The sequence below is a fragment of the Bradyrhizobium sp. SZCCHNR1002 genome (assembly GCF_032381435.1).
Lineage (GTDB): Bacteria > Pseudomonadota > Alphaproteobacteria > Rhizobiales > Xanthobacteraceae > Bradyrhizobium > Bradyrhizobium aeschynomenes.
In genome coordinates this window covers 97,717-116,052 of the sequence record NZ_JAUHIS010000005.1, presented here as the reverse complement: position 1 = coordinate 116,052, position 18,336 = coordinate 97,717, and the positions used below count along the sequence as shown (strand labels likewise).

General features: G+C 66.8%; 16 protein-coding genes. 6 read left to right on the top strand and 10 right to left on the bottom strand.

Features of this window, described 5'->3' with window-relative positions:
• Nucleotides 1-37: 37 nt before the first annotated feature.
• The 3 genes from QX108_RS23210 to QX108_RS23200 form a co-directional block, all read right to left on the bottom strand.
• Entirely contained in the window at nucleotides 38-2,575 is a 2,538-nt protein-coding gene (locus tag QX108_RS23210) for a ligase-associated DNA damage response DEXH box helicase (RefSeq protein WP_315783072.1), read from the bottom strand.
• Nucleotides 2,576-2,907: 332 nt separating this feature from the next.
• Entirely contained in the window at nucleotides 2,908-4,137 is a 1,230-nt protein-coding gene (locus tag QX108_RS23205; protein WP_315722447.1) for an ABC transporter substrate-binding protein, read from the bottom strand.
• Between the two features lie 117 nt (nucleotides 4,138-4,254).
• Complete coding sequence (locus QX108_RS23200) at nucleotides 4,255-5,181, bottom strand: class I SAM-dependent DNA methyltransferase (RefSeq protein WP_315783070.1); 927 nt, start codon at nucleotides 5,179-5,181, stop codon at nucleotides 4,255-4,257.
• Nucleotides 5,182-5,293: 112 nt separating this feature from the next.
• On the opposite strand from QX108_RS23200, the gene QX108_RS23195 reads away from it, so the two are divergent.
• From QX108_RS23195 to QX108_RS23175, 5 genes are all read left to right on the top strand, one after another.
• A complete protein-coding gene (locus QX108_RS23195) occupies nucleotides 5,294-6,340 on the top strand; it encodes a ligase-associated DNA damage response exonuclease (RefSeq protein WP_315783068.1) in 1,047 nt (348 codons plus the stop codon).
• Nucleotides 6,337-8,211 (top strand): ATP-dependent DNA ligase, encoded by a 1,875-nt coding sequence (locus tag QX108_RS23190; RefSeq protein ID WP_315783066.1) that lies wholly within the window; start codon nucleotides 6,337-6,339, stop codon nucleotides 8,209-8,211. Before QX108_RS23195 ends, QX108_RS23190 begins: the two co-directional genes overlap by 4 nt.
• A 278-nt stretch (nucleotides 8,212-8,489) precedes the next feature.
• Nucleotides 8,490-8,798 carry a DUF6460 domain-containing protein gene (locus tag QX108_RS23185; protein ID WP_172110273.1) on the top strand — a complete coding sequence of 103 codons (309 nt, stop codon included), beginning with the start codon at nucleotides 8,490-8,492 and terminating at the stop codon, nucleotides 8,796-8,798.
• Nucleotides 8,799-8,811: 13 nt separating this feature from the next.
• A complete protein-coding gene (locus QX108_RS23180) occupies nucleotides 8,812-9,546 on the top strand; it encodes an MBL fold metallo-hydrolase (RefSeq protein ID WP_315783064.1) in 735 nt (244 codons plus the stop codon).
• A 143-nt stretch (nucleotides 9,547-9,689) separates the two neighbouring features.
• On the top strand, nucleotides 9,690-10,994 hold the full coding sequence (locus QX108_RS23175; RefSeq protein WP_315783552.1) for an MATE family efflux transporter: 1,305 nt from the start codon (nucleotides 9,690-9,692) through the stop codon (nucleotides 10,992-10,994).
• 126 nt (nucleotides 10,995-11,120) lie between these two features.
• Here the strand turns inward: QX108_RS23175 and QX108_RS23170 are convergent, their stop codons facing one another.
• Both QX108_RS23170 and QX108_RS23165 read right to left on the bottom strand, forming a co-directional pair.
• Complete coding sequence (locus tag QX108_RS23170) at nucleotides 11,121-12,215, bottom strand: quinone-dependent dihydroorotate dehydrogenase (RefSeq protein ID WP_315783062.1); 1,095 nt, start codon at nucleotides 12,213-12,215, stop codon at nucleotides 11,121-11,123.
• Nucleotides 12,212-12,556, bottom strand: a complete 345-nt coding sequence (locus tag QX108_RS23165; RefSeq protein WP_315722453.1) for a DUF952 domain-containing protein — start codon at nucleotides 12,554-12,556, stop codon at nucleotides 12,212-12,214. The genes QX108_RS23170 and QX108_RS23165 overlap by 4 nt, the downstream gene beginning before the upstream one ends.
• 282 nt (nucleotides 12,557-12,838) lie before the next feature.
• Between QX108_RS23165 and QX108_RS23160 the strand changes: the two genes are divergently transcribed.
• Entirely contained in the window at nucleotides 12,839-13,600 is a 762-nt protein-coding gene (locus QX108_RS23160; protein WP_315783060.1) for a carbonic anhydrase family protein, read from the top strand.
• Nucleotides 13,601-13,799: 199 nt separating this feature from the next.
• Here the strand turns inward: QX108_RS23160 and QX108_RS23155 are convergent, their stop codons facing one another.
• The 5 genes from QX108_RS23155 to QX108_RS23135 all read right to left on the bottom strand — a co-directional run bounded on the left by QX108_RS23155 (nucleotide 13,800) and on the right by QX108_RS23135 (nucleotide 18,072).
• Nucleotides 13,800-15,446, bottom strand: a complete 1,647-nt coding sequence (locus QX108_RS23155; RefSeq protein ID WP_315783550.1) for a lysine--tRNA ligase — start codon at nucleotides 15,444-15,446, stop codon at nucleotides 13,800-13,802.
• A gap of 137 nt (nucleotides 15,447-15,583) precedes the next feature.
• Nucleotides 15,584-16,492: a transporter substrate-binding domain-containing protein gene (locus QX108_RS23150; protein ID WP_315722456.1), complete on the bottom strand. Its 909-nt coding sequence runs from the start codon at nucleotides 16,490-16,492 to the stop codon at nucleotides 15,584-15,586.
• Between the two features lie 102 nt (nucleotides 16,493-16,594).
• Nucleotides 16,595-17,191: an SCO family protein gene (locus tag QX108_RS23145; RefSeq protein ID WP_315722457.1), complete on the bottom strand. Its 597-nt coding sequence runs from the start codon at nucleotides 17,189-17,191 to the stop codon at nucleotides 16,595-16,597.
• Between the two features lie 22 nt (nucleotides 17,192-17,213).
• Complete coding sequence (locus QX108_RS23140) at nucleotides 17,214-17,402, bottom strand: hypothetical protein (protein WP_315722458.1); 189 nt, start codon at nucleotides 17,400-17,402, stop codon at nucleotides 17,214-17,216.
• A gap of 145 nt (nucleotides 17,403-17,547) precedes the next feature.
• Nucleotides 17,548-18,072, bottom strand: coding sequence for a hypothetical protein (locus QX108_RS23135; RefSeq protein WP_172110282.1), 525 nt, complete (start codon nucleotides 18,070-18,072; stop codon nucleotides 17,548-17,550).
• Nucleotides 18,073-18,336 lie beyond the last annotated feature (264 nt).

Below are 18,336 nucleotides of genomic sequence, written 5' to 3'. Positions count from 1 at the left end.
CGCAGACAGTCCCCCGCAAATCCGCCTCGCTTCTCGCCTACCCCATCGCTTCCTTGACGAGTTCCTCGGCGGCCTCCGCCAGGAGCTCGTCGGCGGCCTCGCCATAGACGGATTCGCGGCCGATTTCCAGCATCACCGGCACCGCCAGAGGCGAGACGCGATCGAGCGGGCGATGGGTGATTCGGCCCTCGATCCGCGCCAGCATATCACCGAGACGGCGCAGATCGAGCAGGCCGGTGGCGGCATCGGCGCGCGCGGCGCGCAACAGCATGTGATCGGGCTGATGCCGGCGCAGCACGTCGTAGACGAGATCGGTCGAGAACAGCACCTGCCTGCGGGTCTTCTCCTCTGTCGTCGAGCGCCGCGCGATCAGCCCGGAGATGATCGCGCAGGAGCGGAACGTGCGCTTCATCAGCGCGGATTCATCGAGCCAGGCCTCGAGATCGTCGCCCAGCATGTCCGGATCGAACAGCGCCGCGAGGTCGAGCCGGCCCTGCGAGGTCATCAGCGACATGTCGCCGAGCCCCCAGACCGCCAGCGCATATTCGTTGGCGACGAATCCGAGCGGACGGGCACGCGCCCGCTCCAGCCGCCGCGTCAGCAGCATGCCGAGCGTCTGGTGCGCGAGCCGGCCCTCGAACGGATAGCAGACGAGATAGTGCTTGTTGGAGCGCGGGAAGGTTTCCACCAGCAGCTCACGCTGCGCCGGAATACGCGAGACGTCCTGCTGCAAGGCCAGCCAATCGCGTACCTGGTCGGGGAGTTGCGACCAGGCGCTGTTGTCGTCGAGCAGGCCGCGCACGCGCTCGGCGAGATAGGTCGAGAGTGGAAACTTGCCGCCCATGTAGGATGGGACCTTGGGATCGGCGTCATTGGCGCGCGACACATAGACCTGATCCTCGGCCAGTGCCTCGTAACGCACGATCTCGCCGCCGAACACGAACGTGTCGCCCTGCGTCAGGCCCTCGATGAAGTACTCCTCGATCTCACCCAGCAGCCGGCCGCCGCGCGCGATCGCGCCGGTGGTGCCCTTAGCCCCGCCGCGCGAGCGCACCAGCCGCACCTTCAGCATCGCCTCCTCGACGATGGTGCCGACGTTCAAGCGGTAGCTCTGCCGCACCTTGGGATTGGCGACGCGCCAGCGCCCTTTCGCATCCTGCTTGATGCGCGCGAAGCGCTCATAGGTCTTCAGCGCGTAGCCGCCCGACGCGACGAAATCGACGACATCGTCGAAATCGGCGCGCGACAGCTGCGCATAGGGTGCGGCCGTGATCACCTCGGCATAGAGCTCGTCACTCAGAAACGGCTCGCCGCAGGCGCAGCCGAGCACGTGCTGCGCCAGCACGTCGAGCGCGCCGGTGCGCAAGGGCGGCGTGTCCTGCGCATTGTCGGCGACGGCGTCGATCGCGACCGAGCATTCCAGCACCTCGAAGCGATTGGCGGGCACCAGCACCGCGCGCGACGCCTCGTCGAGCCTGTGATTGGCGCGGCCGATGCGCTGCATCAGCCGCGAGCAGCCCTTGGGCGCGCCGACATTGATGACGAGATCGACATCGCCCCAGTCGACGCCGAGATCGAGCGAGGAGGTGCAGACCACGCCACGCAGCCGGCCCGCGGCCATTGCGTCCTCGACCTTGCGGCGCTGCGCGACGTCGAGCGACCCGTGATGCAGGGCGATGGCGAGATTGTCGTCGTTGATGCGCCAGAACTCCTGGAACAGCATCTCGGCCTGGCTGCGCGTGTTGACGAAGACGAGCGTGGTCTTGTTGGCCTTGATCAGCTCGTACATCTCGGCCAGTGCATGACGCGCGGTGTGGCCGGCCCAGGGAAGGCGCTCGCGCGTGTCGAGCATCTCGACGACAGGCTGCGCGGCACCGCCGGCGATGACGACATCCGCGGCCGCCTCGGCATCAACTGGCTGCGGCACCAGGAAGCGCGCGAGCTGATCTGGCTCGGCCACCGTCGCCGACAGCCCGATCATGCGCATCTCCGGCGCGAGCCGCCACAGCCGCGCCAGCCCGAGCGACAGCAGGTCGCCGCGCTTCGAAGTGACCAGCGCATGCAGCTCGTCGAGCACGACGCGCTTCAGCGAGGAGAACAGAAACGGCGCATCGTCGGAGGCCAGCAGCAGCGCGAGCTGCTCGGGCGTCGTCAGCAGGATGTCCGGCGGGTAGCGGCGCTGGCGCTGCTTGCGTGACGCCGGCGTGTCGCCGGTGCGGGTCTCGACCTTGATCGGCAACCCCATCTCGGAGATCGGCGCGTCGAGATTGCGGGCAATGTCGACGGCGAGCGCCTTCAGCGGCGAGATGTAGAGCGTGTGCAGGCCGGCGGGACGGGCGACGGATCGCGTCGCTGGCTTTCCGCCCAGTTCGACCAAGGTGGGCAGGAACCCGGCCAGCGTCTTGCCGGCGCCGGTCGGGGCAATCAGCAGCGCGGAGCGTTGCGCGCGCGCCTTGTCCAGCAGCGCCAGCTGATGGGTACGCGGCGCCCAGCCGCGCGCGGCGAACCATCGGGTGACATGGTCCGGCAGCGCGGTGCGGTCGTCGGGTGGGGCTGGTGAGATGCGGGGCGACACCGAGCGAAGGTAGGCAGTCGCTTGCGGTTCGTCGAGGGGCCGGCCTTGCCATGGAGCGGGCCAGCATGGCGCGCATAAGCAGCGGCGCGCTGCCGATCAAGCCTGCCAAGCCGTCGCCCAACTTGCGGAGTGACGATGCAGCTCTCTCCGCCGGCATTCCGGGGCGTGCGAAGCACGAGCCCGGAATCCATGTCACGACAGAATGCGCGGCTCGATGGATTCCAGGCTCGCCCTGCGGGCGCCCCGGAATGACACCGATTTCGACGCGCCCGGCGCGAACCTCTCGACGGCAGACGCGCGAGCCTTCCACCGTCGCGGGAGGCGTCCGCCGATTACTCCGTCACCGGCTTGTCCGAGATATCCCAGTCCTTGCCGTTGAAGATCGAGATGTAGAGCGTCTTCATCGGCGTGTAGTCGTCCGGCGTGTAGCTGAAATTCACGCCGTCGAGGAAATAGGGGGAGTGGAAGCCGGCGAGCGTGGTGGCATGCTTGAGCACGTTCTCGCGCGTCAGCGTGTCGCCGCAGCGGCGCAGGATCTCCGCCATCGACGCCGCCTGGCCATAGCCGGCATAGGCGATGCTGTTGTCCGGATCGACATTCGGCAGGTACTTGGCGCGCAGGGCCTCGAACGCCTTGACGTCCGGATCGTCCTTCCAGCGCGGCACGCCGGCGTCCTTGGAGTAGCGGATGGCCACGATGTCCTTGGCGTTGTCGAAACCGGCAGCCGACAGGATCGAGCGGCCGGTCGAGCCCGCCGACAGCAATTGCAGCGGCTTCCAGCCGAGTTCGGCGGCCTTGCGGATCGACTGCGAGCTCGCCTTGCCGGTGGAGATGTTATAGAAGACGTCGGCGCCCGACTTCGACAGATTGATCAGCTGCGAGTCCACCGTCGGCTCGGTGAGATCATAGGTCTGCTCCATGATCACCTGCGCCTTGCCGCCGGCGTCGGCCAGCGTCTTCTTGAAGGGACCGAGGAAGTCGCGGCCGAAATCGTCGTTCTGATAGAGGATGCCGATCTTGGCCTCCGGCTTCACGCTCAGCACGTGCTTGGCGAGAATGCGCGCTTCGGTCGGATACAGCGGCAGGCCCGCCATGGTCCATTTGTAGTTCTTCGGGTCGTTCCATTTCGAGGCGCCGGTGTTGAGCATCAGCTGCGGCACGCCCTTGGAATTGAGGTATTTGTGCACGGCCGTCTGCGGCGCGGTGCCGAGCGAGCCGTACAGCGCCAGCACCTCGTCCTGCTCGACGAGGCGTCGCGTCGCCTCGACGCATTTCGGCGCGCTGTAGGCGTCGTCCATCGTCATGAACTTGATCTTGCGCCCGTTGATGCCGCCCTGCTCGTTCAGCATCTGGAAATAGGCCTCGCCGACGCGGCCGAGCACGCCGTACAGCGAGCCGGGGCCGGAATGCGGAATGGTCTGGCCGAGCTTGATCTCGGTGTCGCTGGCGCCGGCGTCGTACTTCTTCTCGGCCGCCCAGACGTAAGGCGAGGCGATGGTCGACGCCCCCAAGGTCGCAAGCGCGGTGGCGCAGAAATCGCGCCGGGTCAGATTCTTCTTCATTTGTTGTCTCTCCCTAGACTGGCCTATCTTTCTGGGATCGGGAGAGCCACGCAAGAGCCAAGTTGCGACCAACCGGCGCAGTGCAATGCGATGCGCGGCCGGTCCTAGCGTGTAGACTCAAGATTTGCCGGCAACGACGGCCAGCCCACGCACGGGCACCTGATCTTCGGTGCGCGGCGATGCCGGATCGAGATGCATCAGCTTCAAACGCGCGCCCGCGATGATACCGCGCAGATATTCCGCGGAATGGGCATAGCGCAGGCCCTTGCCCATGATCACGCCAGCGCCATCATGCGTCTCGACGGTCAAGGCCAGCAGTCCGCCGGGTCTGAGCACACGTTCGATCTCGCGCAGCACCGGCGCGAGATCGCCGACATAGACCATCGCATCGGCGGCGAGGACGAGATCCGCGGACGCGTCCGGCTGCCGCTGCAGGCCCGCCGTCATGTCGTCGACCTCGAGCTCGGCATAGAGACCGGTCGCGCGCGCCTCGGCGATCATGCCGGCGGACAGGTCGATGCCGACGAAGCCGTCGACGTTCTTGGCAAAGGCGGCCGCGCCGAGGCCCGTGCCGCAGCCGAGATCGATGGCGCGCTTGAAATAGGCCGGCTTGCTTTCGGCGGCGCGGACCGCGAGCACGGCCTTGAACAGGATGTTCGGCGCCCGGTAGTTGAGGCGCTCGATCAGCTCGGCTTCGAAGCGCGGCGCGTACTGATCGAACAGCGACTGCACATAGGCCTTCGGCATGTCGGCGAGTGGCGAGGCGCCGAGTTGCATCAGCCGCACGCCGGCACCGTGGCGGTCATCCGGATCGGCGGCAACGGCGTTCTGCAGGGCCGAGATCGCCTTGTCGGTTTCACCGAGTGCCATCCGCATCTTGCCCAGCTCGAACCAGGCCGAGGCGAAATTCGGCGCGACCTCGAGCGCCTGCTCCATCACCTCGGCAGCGGCGACCAGATCGCCCTTCAATTCGAGGTCGCGGGCGAACTCGTAGCGACGGTCGGCGATCAGATCGCCGGAGGACAGGAACAGGCGGTGAGGCATCGGGGAACCATGGTCTGGGCGCGCTGTCATTTCAGGAGACGGATGCGCGGGTCAAGCCCGCGCATGGCGGGCGGAGTGTGGGACCGGCTGAATTTTCCAACCCGAGACCTATATGACCACCATGCGCCCGCAAGACATCCTCCTGCCCGTTCCCTCCGGCCTGTGCTGCAAGGCCGGCGGCTTCCACATCGATCCCGTGCGCCCCGTCGAGCGGGCGCTGATCACGCACGGTCATTCCGACCACGCACGCGCCGGTCACGGCGCCGTGCTGGCGACGCAGGAGACGCTCGACATCATGCGGCTGCGCTATGGCGAGAACTTCGCCGGTGCCACGCAGGCGATCGGCTATGGCGAGGCGGTCCGGCTCGGCGACGTCACGGTCAGCTTTCATCCCGCAGGGCACGTGCTGGGCTCGGCACAGATCAAGGTGTCCTGCGGCGGCACCTGCATCGTCGCCTCCGGCGACTACAAGGATGCGCGCGATCCGACCTGCGTGCCGTTCGAGCTGCTGCAATGCGACGTGTTCATCACCGAGGCGACGTTCGGTCTTCCCGTGTTCCGCCATGGTGATGCAGCGAACGAGGTGAGCAAGCTGCTGGCCTCGGTGGCGCTGTTTCCCGAGCGCGCGCATCTCGTCGGCGCGTATTCGCTCGGCAAGGCGCAGCGCGTGATCGCACTGATCCGCGAGGCCGGCTACGATGCGCCGATCTATTTGCATGGCGCGATGGAGAAGATCACGCGCTACTACCAGGACAAGGGCATCGCGCTCGGCGAGCTCCGGCCGGTCAAGGGCGTCAAGAAAGCGGAGCTCGCGGGCAGCATCACCTTGGCGCCGCCGAGCGCCACCTCGGATCTGTGGACGCGGCGTTTTCCTGATCCGGTCACCGCCTTCGCCTCGGGCTGGATGCGGGTGCGCGCCCGCGCCCGGCAGCGCGGCGTCGAACTGCCGCTGGTGATCTCCGACCATGCCGATTGGGATGGGCTGACCGCGACCATCGCGGCCACCGGCGCTGGCGAGGTCTGGGTGACGCATGGCCAGGAGGACGCGCTGGTGCATTGGTGCCGGAGCAAGGGGTTGGCGGCGCGGCCGCTCGATCTCGTCGGCTACGGCGACGAGGAAGAGAGCGAGGTGGCGGCCACGGAGGACGCCGAGGCATGAACCGCTTCGCCGAGCTGCTCGACCGCCTCGCTTACGAGCCCGGCCGCAACAACAAGCTGCGCCTGCTGACCTCGTATTTCCGCGAGGTCGAGGACCCCGACCGCGGCTACGCGCTGGCCGCGCTGACCGGCGCGCTTTCGTTCAAGCACGCCAAGCCGGCGCTGATCCGCGACCTCATCGCCGCGCGCACCGATCCGGTGCTGTTCGCATTGTCGTATGATTATGTCGGTGATCTGTCCGAGACGGTCGCGCTGATGTGGTCGAAGGGTGGTGCGCATCAGCAGCAGCTCGTTTCCGGGTACCCCCCTCCCCAGCCCTCCCCCACAAGGGGGGAGGGAGCCGAGTTGCGCTTGGAGCTTGCAGCTCGGACGGCATCGAACAGCGACTCGGCAATCGATAACACAATCCCGAGCACCGCTCTCTCCGTTCCCTCCCCCCTTGTGGGGGAGGGTCAGGGAGGGGGGTCCCCCACGGGTGGTCCCTCGAACCAGCCCCCGCCCGGCCACAACAACCCGCCGCCGCCGACGCTCACCGAGGTCGTCACCACGCTCCGCACGCTCGGCAAGACCGAGATGCCGAAGCAGCTCGCGCAATGGCTGGACGAGCTCGACGAGACCGGGCGCTGGGCGCTGCTGAAGCTCGTCACCGGCGCGCTTCGCATCGGCATCTCCGCGCGCCTTGCCAAGACCGCGGCGGCCGCACTCGGCGACAAGGACCCTCACGAGGTCGAGCTGATCTGGCCGGGCCTCGCACCGCCCTATCTCGATCTGTTTGCCTGGCTGGAGGGCCGCGGCGACAAGCCGGTCAATCGTGACCCCGCGCCGTTCCGGCCGGTGATGCTGGCGCATGCCGTCGAGGACGACGACTTCGCCGGCATGACCGCGGCCGATTACATCGCGGAGTGGAAATGGGACGGCATCCGGGTGCAGGCAGTCAGTGGCCGCGAGGCTGACGGCCGCATGGTCACGCGGCTGTATTCGCGCAGCGGCGAGGACATCACCGCGAGCTTCCCTGATCTGCTGCCGTCGCTGCATCTGCCGGGCGCGCTCGACGGCGAGCTGCTGGTCGTGCGCGATCAGCGCGTGCAGAGCTTCAACGTGCTGCAGCAGCGGCTGAACCGCAAGACGGTGTCGCCGAAGCTGATGAAGGACTACCCGATCCACCTGCGCGCCTACGACCTGCTCGGCGACGAGGAGAATGATCTGCGCGAGCTGCCATTCGTCGAGCGCCGTGCGCGGCTGGACGCGTTCATCAGGCGTCTCGGCGATCCGCGCGTCGACCTTTCCCCGACGATCGCCTTTGCCAGCTGGGACGAATTGAAGGCCGCGCGTGCCAATCCCGCCTCGGCCGGCGCGGGCGACGACGCCGAAGCGGTCGAAGGCGTGATGCTGAAGCGGCGCGACGCGCTGTATCTGCCGGGGCGGCCGAAGGGGCAATGGTGGAAGTGGAAGCGCGACCCGCACATCATCGACGCGGTGCTGATGTATGCGCAGCGCGGCCACGGCAAGCGCTCGTCCTACTACTCCGACTACACGTTCGGTGTGTGGACGGCTGGTGAGGCCGGCGATCAACTCGTGCCGGTCGGCAAGGCCTATTTCGGCTTCACCGACGAGGAGCTGCTGCAGATCGACCGCTTCGTCCGCCGCAACACCACCGAAAAGTTCGGCCCGGTCCGCCATGTGGTGCACGAGCCCGAGCAGGGCCTGGTGCTGGAGGTCGCATTCGAGGGCCTGCAGAAATCGCCGCGACACAAGTCCGGCGTCGCGATGCGCTTCCCCCGCATCAACCGCCTGCGCTGGGACAAGCCGCCGCGCGACGCCGACCGGCTGGAGACGCTGGAGCGCATGCTGAAGAGCGAGACGGCGGGGTGATGAGGGCTCACTTCTTCCAACCCAGGATGCGTGACAATTTGTGACTCGTCATGCCCGGGCTTGACCCGGGCATCCATCCGCTTTCGAAAGATGGATGGCCGGGTCAAGCCCGGCCATGACGAAAATGGAGAGCGCGTGCACCAGTAAAAGTGGGCGCGTGCGCGGAACATTAAATGGCAGTAACCAGCTTGCGCCGCTGGCGCGGGTTCCCCACCTGCCCTGCCGTGCTTTATAATGTGCCCTTGCGAATCCGACGAACCCGCCTGGAGACGATGACAATGTCGAACGACATCAGGGACTATCCGGCCCGCGGCCGCAGCTCGGATGGCCTGTATCGCTTTCTCGGCGGCTCGCCGGTCGCCGTCGCGTTCCGGCTGGTGCTGCTGTCCATCCTGGTCGGTGTCGTGCTGTCGGCGATCGGCTTCGATCCGCTGAATATCCTGCACAGCATCCGGCTGCTGTTCATCCGGCTCTACGAGCTCGGCTTCGACGCCTTCAACTGGCTGTGGCGCTATTTCCTGCTCGGCGCCGTCATCGTGATTCCGATCTGGTTCCTGTCGCGGCTGTTCGCTCCGCGCGGCAGATGAAGGAGCGCAGCCGATGCAGCTCCGCTTCGTCGGCTGCGGTGACGCGTTCGGCTCGGGCGGCAGGTCCAACACCTGCTTCCATCTGACGGGCGCGCACACCAACCTGCTGATCGATTGCGGTGCCTCCTCGCTGCCGGCCTTGAAGCGGCTCGGCATCGCCTGCAACGATGTCGCGCTGATCCTGATCACGCATTTCCACGGCGATCATTTCGCAGGCCTTCCCTTCCTGCTGCTCGACGCGCAATTCTCGCGGCGGACGCAGCCGCTGGTGATCGCAGGCCCCGCCGGCATCGCGACGCGGCTGACGCAGGTGATGGAGGCGATGTTCGAGCATTCCTCCAGCACGCCGCGCAAGTTCGAACTGTCGGTGGTCGAGCTCGCGCCCGAGCAGCCGGTGCGCTTCGGCGACGTCGGCGTGACGCCGTTTCCGGTCGTGCACGGCAATTCCGGCGGGCCGTTTCTCGGCTACCGCATCGAAGCCGAGGGCAAGGTGGTGGCCTACACCGCCGACACCGAATGGACGGACAGCCTGATCCCGCTCGGCCGCAAGGCCGACCTGTTCGTCGCCGAAGCCTATACGTTCGACAAGCCCGTGAAGAACCATCTCAGCCTCGCGGCGCTGGAGGCCCATCTCGACGAGATCAGGCCGAAGCGGCTGGTGCTCACCCATATGAGCGACGACATGCTCCGGCGGCTGCCGAACCTGCCGCATGAGACAGCGCATGACGGTATGACGATTGATCTCTAGCATCATATCAGCGGTGCCGGCTATGGTAGGCCCGGACCGGGGCTGAGACCGCCGCAGCAGCGCGGCGGGTGACACGGGCCAGGCGAGCGAGCATTCCGTTGCATTCACCGGGACCCAAGGGGGCGGCCGTCACGACTGCCCAGGTGTTCGACATCGCAGGTCCCGCGATGATCGCCAACCTGACCACGCCGCTGATCGGCATCGTCTCGACCACGGCGATCGGCCGGCTCGGCGAAGCCGCCATGCTCGGCGGCGTGGCGATGGCCTCGGTGATCTTCGACTGCCTGTTCTGGCTGTTCGCCTTCCTGCGGGCGAGCACGCTCGCCTTCACCGCGCAGTCGCTCGGCGCCGGGGAGGCCGACGAGATCCGGATGGTGCTGATCCGCGGGCTCGCGCTCGCTGCACTAATCGGCGTCGCGTTGATCGCCCTGCAGCTGCCGCTGGCTGCCATCATCTTCGAGCTCATGGGCGGCAGCGATGCCGTCCTCGGCGCCGCGCGAACCTATTTCACCGTGCGCATCTGGTCGGCGCCGCTCGCGCTCGCCAACTACGTGCTGCTCGGCTGGCTCGTCGGGCTGGCGCGCGCCAAGCTGGCGCTCGCGGTCCAGGTCGCGATCAACCTGATCAACATGGCTGCGACCATCCTGCTGGTGCAGGTGCTGGAAACCGGCATTGCCGGCGCTGCGATCGCCGCGCTGATTGCGGAGGCCGTCGGCGTGGTGATCGGCCTCGCTCTGGCGCACCGGCTGGTCTCGACGACGCGCGGTCTCTCGCTGCCCTCGTTGTTCGACCGCGTCAAGCTGATGCACATGATGGCGGTGAACCGCGACATCATGATCCGCACCGCCGCGATGATCGCAGCCTTCCTGTTCTTCACCTCGCAGGGCGCGCGCGCCGGCGACACCACGCTCGCCGCCAACGCGGTGCTGAACAATTTCCTGCTGGTGGCGGCGTTCTTTCTCGACGGGCTTGCCAACGCCGCCGAGCAGCTCTGTGGCTACGCCTTTGGCGCGCGCAACAGGGGCGCCTTCGCCGGCGCGACGAGGCTGGTGCTGGTCTGGGGCTTCGGCTTCGCGCTCGTTGTCGCCGTGATCTTCGCGCTGTTCGGACCCGACCTGATCGACGTGATGACGGCAAGCCCCGGCGTTCGCAGCGCCGCGCGCGACTATCTGCCGTTCGTGATCGCCTCGCCGCTGCTGTCGGTGTTCGCCTTCGCATTCGACGGGGTCTATATCGGCGCCACCTGGGCGCGCGACATGCGCAATCTGATGATCGCTGCGCTGATCGTGTTTCTCGGCGCTTGGCTGGCGCTGCGCAGCTACGGCAACACCGGCCTGTGGATCGCCCTGCTCGGCTTCTACGCCGCCCGCGGCGGCTTCCAGGCCGCACGCTATCCGGCGCTGCTGAGGGCGTCGTTTGAGAAGAGCCCTGCTCGTCCGACAATTTAAACTGTCATCATCCGCGCAAGCGAATGATCCAGTACGCCGTGCCGTCTCGATTCAACAACAGCCGCCGCGGCGTACTGGATCCCCGCCTGCGCGGGGATGACGGTGGAGAATGACGGAGCAGCTGAACTAAACCGGCCAGTCCTCCGCCGTGATCGTCGCCGCATCGGCACCGACGATTTCGGACAGAGATTCGCGTCCCGTGCGCAGCAAGGTCGAGGTCAAATCGGCCTTGATGCTGTCGACCAGGCCGAGACCCTTGTAGACGAGCGAGGAATACAGCTGGATCAGGCTGGCGCCGGCGCGGATCTTGGTCAGCGCGGCGCCGCCGGTGTCGATGCCGCCGACGCCGATCAGCGGGAACGCGCCCTCGACGCGCACGAAGGTCTCCGCGACCATGCGGGTCGATAGCCGGAACAGCGGCCGCCCGGACAGACCGCCCTGCTCCTTGGCACGCAGCTGCTCGCGCAGGCTGGTGGGCCGGGCCAGCGTCGTGTTCGACACGATCATGCCGTCGACACCGCGCGAGCGCGCGACATGGACGACGTCGTCGAGCTCGGCGAGGCTGAGATCGGGCGCGATCTTGAGCAGCACCGGGGTGTCGCCGGCCTTGCGTCTGATACGGTCGCGCGCCTCCAGCACCTTGGACAAGAGTTCGTCGAGCTGCGCGGCCTTCTGCAGATTGCGCAGGCCCGGCGTATTCGGCGAGGAGATGTTGACGGTGAAATAGCTCGCCACCGGCGCGAAGGTCTCGATCAGGCGGACGTAGTCGGCGACGCGGTCGGCCGAATCCTTGTTGGCCCCGACATTGACGCCGACGATGCCGCCCTGATTGGCGCGACCGGCCAGCCGGCGCAGCACGGCCTCGGCGCCGTCATTGTTGAAGCCCATGCGGTTGATGACCGCCTCGTCGCGCTCCAGCCGGAACAGCCGCGGCCGCGGATTGCCGCTCTGCGGCCTCGGGGTCACCGAGCCGATCTCGACGAAGCCGAAGCCGAGCCGCAGCAGCGCGTCCGGCACCTCGGCATTCTTGTCGAAGCCGGCGGCCATGCCGACCGGGTTGGGGAAGTTGAGCCCGAAGGCGCGCACCGCGAGCTTGGCATCGTCGGGCCGCGGCTTGATCGCCGGCAGCAGCTTCAGGCCCTGGATGGCGAGCCGGTGCGCATCCTCGGCGTCCAGCCAGCGAAGCAGCGGCAGCGAAACGGTGTCGAAGGCGCGAATCACGGCGCAAGTCCTGGAATGTCGTGGCCGCCATCGGCCCGGCTGTGCATCTGGTGAACGGCCGCCACCGCACCGAGGTCGAGCTCGCCATAGAGATGCGGGAACAGCTCGTCATTGCGCGAGCGTTCCCAGCGCAGCGCCTCGCCCAGCGCGTCCGCCTCGACTTCGACCAGGAACAGCGCGCTCTGCCCGAAGAAGTGCTTTCGGGCGGTCTCCGGAACCTGGGAAGCGGTCGAGAAATGGATGAATCCGTCGCGCAGATCGTCCGCGCTGCCGCGGTAGACGCCCAGCCGCTCCGCCTCGCGCCAGGCCGAAGCTGAGCAGATTTTGTAGATTTTGGGCACCTTCGCGCGGTCCTGGCTTGAGCTTGAGTTTGCTGATGTTTTCGGGAGCGGCCGACCGTATCGGCAGGGGGCGGCGAACTCAAGCATCGATTGTCCCGCGGCCGCTGCGCCATCGCCCGCACCAGTTGTCCCGGGCCATCACGGATTTTTCTGGATGCAGCCGGTTCCTCAGCAAGGATTAACCGAATTCGGCTCTCCTGGGCTTCGCGATTCGCCTCGGCGCCGCCGAGCGCTGACGGCCGCACCGATTGCCTGCATCACACTTGAGCTTTGGAGATTGCCATGGACCGCCGCAACGTCTTGAAGGCCCTAGCTGGGTTAGCTCTCTGCCCCGTCTGCGCCACGCCCGGCTTCGCCGCCGAAGGCGCCCCGCATTGGAGCTATGAGGGGACGACGGGCCCCGCCAAATGGGGCGATCTCGACGCGGCCAACAAGGTCTGCGGCGTCGGCACCCAGCAGTCGCCGATCGACATCGAGCATCCGACGCGAGCCCAATTGCCCGACTTCAAGCTGAGCTGGGCGAGGACCGCCGACACCATCGTCAACAACGGCCATACCATCCAGCTGAACTTCGCCGACGGCAGCGGCACCCTGAAGCTCGGCGGCACCACCTACAAGCTGCTGCAAGTGCATTTCCATCGCCCGAGCGAGCACCAGATCGGCGGCAAGAACTATCCGATGGAGGCGCATTTCGTGCACCGCGCCGCCTCGGGCGGCCTCGCTGTGGTCGGCGTGCTCATGACCACCGGCCGCCCCAATGCCGCCTTCTCCCACATCGTGTCGACGATGCCGGAAAAGGAAGGCCCCGCGGTCAAGGCCGATCCGCGCATCAATCCCAACATGATGCTGCCGAACCGCCGCTCCTATTATCGCTATGCCGGCTCGCTGACGACGCCGCCCTGCTCCGAGGTGGTCGAGTGGCTGCTGCTGAGCGAGCCGGTCTCGGTCGCCGAAGCGGACGTGGCGAAGTTCGCCAAGCTGTATCCGATGAATGCCCGCCCGGTGCAGAAGCTCGACCGCCGCTTCGTGCTGCAGGGCGTGTAAGTCGCGCATCGCCGGCCGCTTCGGATCGCGGCTGCCGCGCAGCACTCCGCTGTCGTCCCGGCCTCGAGCCGGGACCCATACCGCGGAGTGCTGATTGGTTTGGAAGGTGGCGGAGATCTTCCGTCAAACTCGAGCCGGTGGTTATGGGTCCCGGCTCGAGGCCGGGACGACACCCTTTGCGGAGTGAAGAGCGTGGGCCTCACGCGCTCCGCGCCAGCGCCCCGTCGATCATGCTGACGGCGTTGTTGATGCCGTAGACGGCGACGAAGGAGCCGAAGCGCGGGCCCTTCTCCTGGCCGAGCAGCACCTGGTAGAGCATGTTGAACCAGTCGAGCGACACGCCCGGCCGGCCGTCCTTGCCCTTCTTGGCGTGGTCGAGGAACGGCTCGCGGCGGCCGATCTCGTAGACCACGTTCTGGATGTCCTCGGCCGCGGCCTCCTGCGGCAGGTTGGACAGCGCATCGCGCAGATCCTGCAGCGCCACGCGCTCGATCTCGGTCGGCTCGCGGAACGTCTTGGTCGGCGCGACGAAGTCGCGATAGTAGTTGATGGCGTAGCCGACCATCGCGTCGAGCTTGGGATGCGTCTGCGGCGTCACGCCCGGACGGTAGCGGCCGATGAAGCCCCATAGCGTCTCGGCATTCTCGGCGTTCGACGACGACACCAGGGTCAGCAGCAGCTGGAAGGTCACCGGCATGTCGGCCTTCGGCGGCCTCCCGGAATGGATGTGCCAAACCGGATTGCCGAGCTGCTGCTTGGCATCCTGCTTCGGGAAGCCCTCGAGGAACTGCTGATAGTCGTCGACGTTGCGCGGGATGACGTCGAAATACAGCCGCTTCGCCGCCTTGGGCTCGCGATACATGAAGAGCGACAGCGATTCCGGCGAAGCATAGCGCAGCCACTCGTCGATGGTCAGGCCGTTGCCCTTGGACTTCGAGATCTTCTGGCCCTTCTCGTCCAGGAACAGCTCGTAGTTGAAGCCCTCCGGCGGCGTGCCGCCGAGCGCCGCGCAGATCTTCCCCGACAGCTTCACCGAGTCGATCAGGTCCTTGCCGGCCATTTCATAGTCGACGCCGAGCGCGTGCCAGCGCATCGCCCAGTCCGGTTTCCATTGCAGCTTGCAGTGGCCGCCGGTGACCGGAACGGTCATGCGCTCGCGGGTCTCGGGATCGTCATAGGAGATGGTGCCGGCCTTGGCGTCGTGCTCCACGATCGGCACGTACAGCACGAGGCCGGTGCGCGGGCAGATCGGCAGGAACGGCGAATAGCTCGCGGCGCGCTCCTCGCGCAGCGACGGCAGCATGATCGCCATCACCTTCTCGAGCCGCTCCAGCATGCGCAGCAGCGCCGCATCGAACTTGCCGGAGGTGTAGTAGTCGGTCGAGGAGGCGAACTCGTACTCGAAGCCGAACTTGTCCAGGAAGGCGCGCAGCCGCGCATTGTTGTGCGCGGCGAACGAGGGATACTCGTTGGAGAACGGATCGGGGATGCGCGACAGCGGCTTACCCAGATGCGTCGCCAGCATCTCCTTGTTCGGCACGTTGTCCGGCACCTTGCGCAGGCCGTCCATGTCGTCGGAGAAGGCGATGAGCCGCGTCTTGATCCTGTCCTCGGTCAGCACGCGAAAGGCGTGGCGCACCATGGTGGTGCGCGCGACCTCGCCGAAGGTGCCGATATGCGGCAGGCCGGACGGGCCATAGCCGGTCTCGAACAGCACCTCGTCCTTCGGGGTCTTCTTCAGCCGGTTGACGATCGCTTTCGCCTGCTCGAACGGCCAGGCGTTGGAATTTTCGGCGAGCGCGCGCAGGTCGCTCGGGCTGGGAAGGGCGAGATCGATCGTGGACATCTTGAAAAAGACTTCTCCGAAGGCGTGCAAAACAGCGGTCATGTTACCCGTCATTCCGGGGCGATGCGAAGCATCGAACCCGGAATCTCGAGGTTCCGGGTTCGCGTCTTCGACGCGCCCCGGAACGACGGCCAGCGCTAGAACGGGCTGATCGAGAAATAGCGCAGCCACAGGTCGGTGTAGCGGCCCTTTTCCCAGACCCGGAACAGCGCCCAGTTCAGGGCCTGGCGCAGCAGGTCGTTGCCCTTGCGCACCCCGATCCCGACGCCCTCGCCGAAATAGCGGCTTTCGACGAAAGGTCCACCGGAAAAGGCGCAGCAATCGGCCGAATCAGTGCCGTTGACCCAGAACGCCAGCGAGATGCCGTCGCCGAAGATCAGGTCGACCTCGGCCCGGCGCAGCGCCTGCCGCAACGCGTCCTCGTTCGGATAGGCCTTGATCTCGGCGTCGGTGAACATCGCCTTGAGATAGGCCTCATGCGCGGTACCGGCGACCGCGCCGATCTTCTTGCCCTCGAGGAATTCGGGCCGGATCTCGGTCATGACCGCGTCGCGGCGCGACACGAAGCGCGCCGGCGCCCGGTAATAGGGATCGGAGAAATCCAGCCGCGCGCGCATCTGCGGCGTCACCGCCATCGAGGCAATGATGGCGTCGCCCCGGTTCGAGGACAGCGCGTCGATCAGGGTCTCGAAGCGGCGCATCTGGACGGTGCAGGTGACCTTGATCTCGTCGCAGATCGCCCTGGCGAGATCGACGTTGAAGCCGGCCGGATTGCCGTCGGGTCCGGTGAAATTGAACGGCGGATAATCGGTCTCGGTCAGGAAGCGGATCACCGTGAGGCGCGACAGATCGGGCCGCTCGGGTCGGCGCCGCGGATCCCAGAAGCCGGGCACCGCCTGCGGCGCCGCTTCGACCGCCGGCCTCACCGGCGCCTGGGCGCGCGCATCCGGTCCGGCCCCGGCCAGGCCGAGACAGAGCAGCACGGCGGCGGTGATGGCGCGGGCCGGGCGGTTGGGCTTCCAGGGGCTTGAAACGACGGTCGGCATCAGCGGTCCCGATGGTCAGCGCGCCTTATAGACCATCCCGGCGCAAATTCGAGACGCGAATCGGCTCGGTGCCGTGCGCCGGGCGCGAGAGCGTTAACGCGCTCAGAGGTACTTCTTCAGGTCCGCCGCCGCCTCCTCGGGCGTGCGCTTCAGGTTGAACGGCGCGACGAAGCGGCCGTTGCGGTCCATCAGATAGATCAAGGCGGTGTGGTCCATGGTGTAATCACCGTCCTTCAGCGGGACCTTCTTGGCATAGACCCGGTACTCGGTGAGGACCTTGGCCAGCACCTCGGGATCGCCGGTCAGGCCCTTCAGGTGCGGATCGAAGCTCGAAAGGTAGTCCTTCATGGCCGCGGGGTTGTCGCGCTCGGGATCGACCGAGATGAAATAGGCGTTGACGCTGTCGGCGTCCTTGCCCATGGCGCGCAGCACCTCGGAGATCTCGAACAGCGAGGTCGGACAGACGTCCGGGCAATGGGTGAAGCCGAAGAAGATCAGGGTCGGCCGCCCCTGCAGGCTCTTTTCGGTGACGACCGCGCCGGTCTGGTCGGTGAGCTGGAACGGCCCGCCGATCGCGGCCGGTGCGGCGATGTTGCGGGCGCCGCCGCCCAGGACGACGAACATCAGCGTCAGCCCGACCACCAGGCTGGCAGCGAAGGCTCCGATGATCACCAGCGGACGGGTGGCATTGGACGGCATGCCGGGCTCCTCAATTTCGGTCTCAGAAGCAGGCGCTGAAGCCGGCGGCGATCATCTCGAAGAACACGGCAGTGCCGTACTGCGCCCAGAGAATCCCGGCGCCGGCGACCAGCCCGACGCCCAGGGCCGCGGCCGCCATCACCGGCGCAGAGGCCGCGCGGCGACCGGCAGAACCGGGCGATATCTCTTGCGGCGCTGAAAGGGGCTGCATGATGGCGTGCTCATCCGGCGGGTCACTGGCCCGAAATGGCACATGCGTCTGCCCGCCTCTCGGCCTCTGAAATAGGCCGCGCTGGCGGGCGAGGCAAGCACGGAGGGCGCCCGCCGCGGTCACAGGGTGCGGAGGAATGCCCCGGTCAGTGCGAGGCGGAGGCCTTGGCGGCCGCCGGCGAGATCGCCGGAGCATTGGGCGCGACCTGCGGCGAGGACGGCGAGGACGCCTGGGCATCCATGTAGCAGGGCTTGTACATCGCCTGCAGCTCCTTGCCCTTCAGGAAGATCATCCGCGGCGTCAGCCCGCCGCGCTGCGAGATCCAGCGGCGGATCGGCGACGGATACATCGAGTACAGCATCTGGGTCGCCTCGGGATTGGTGACGGCGCGGCCGTTGGCGCCGAAATCCCAGGCGGCGTGGAAACCGAGATTGGCATGCGAGGTGACGCAGATCTTGTCGTGCGGAACGGCGCCCAGCACGATGGTGCAGGCCGACGCGCACAGGCCGTCGATGATCACATACTCGCCTGAGGATCGCAGGCCCTGGTACTTGTCGACATAGGTGCCGATCCGGCCGCCGCGGTCGTCGGCAATCCGGACCACGGCCTGGCTCGCGCCGACCCCCGACAGCAACAGAACAACTGCGAGCAACCCCGTCCAGAATTTCATGTCGAGCCCCAGTTCAACCCGGCGAAACCGATCTGACCGACTTTGATACGCTTCGTGTGATGCGTTGATTGTGATGCTTGGAACTGCGGCGGACCTTGCAATCACGAGCCCTCCCCAGAACCGGAACGCGAAAGCCAAATCCAAATCGCAAACGCAGCGTGTTGCGAGATCGTGTTTTTGTCCAGGACGGCGCGGCGGCCCGAACCAAATTCAGGGCAAGTGTTGCAAGGCCGCTGCACCACCCGGTTGCTACCGCGAAAATAT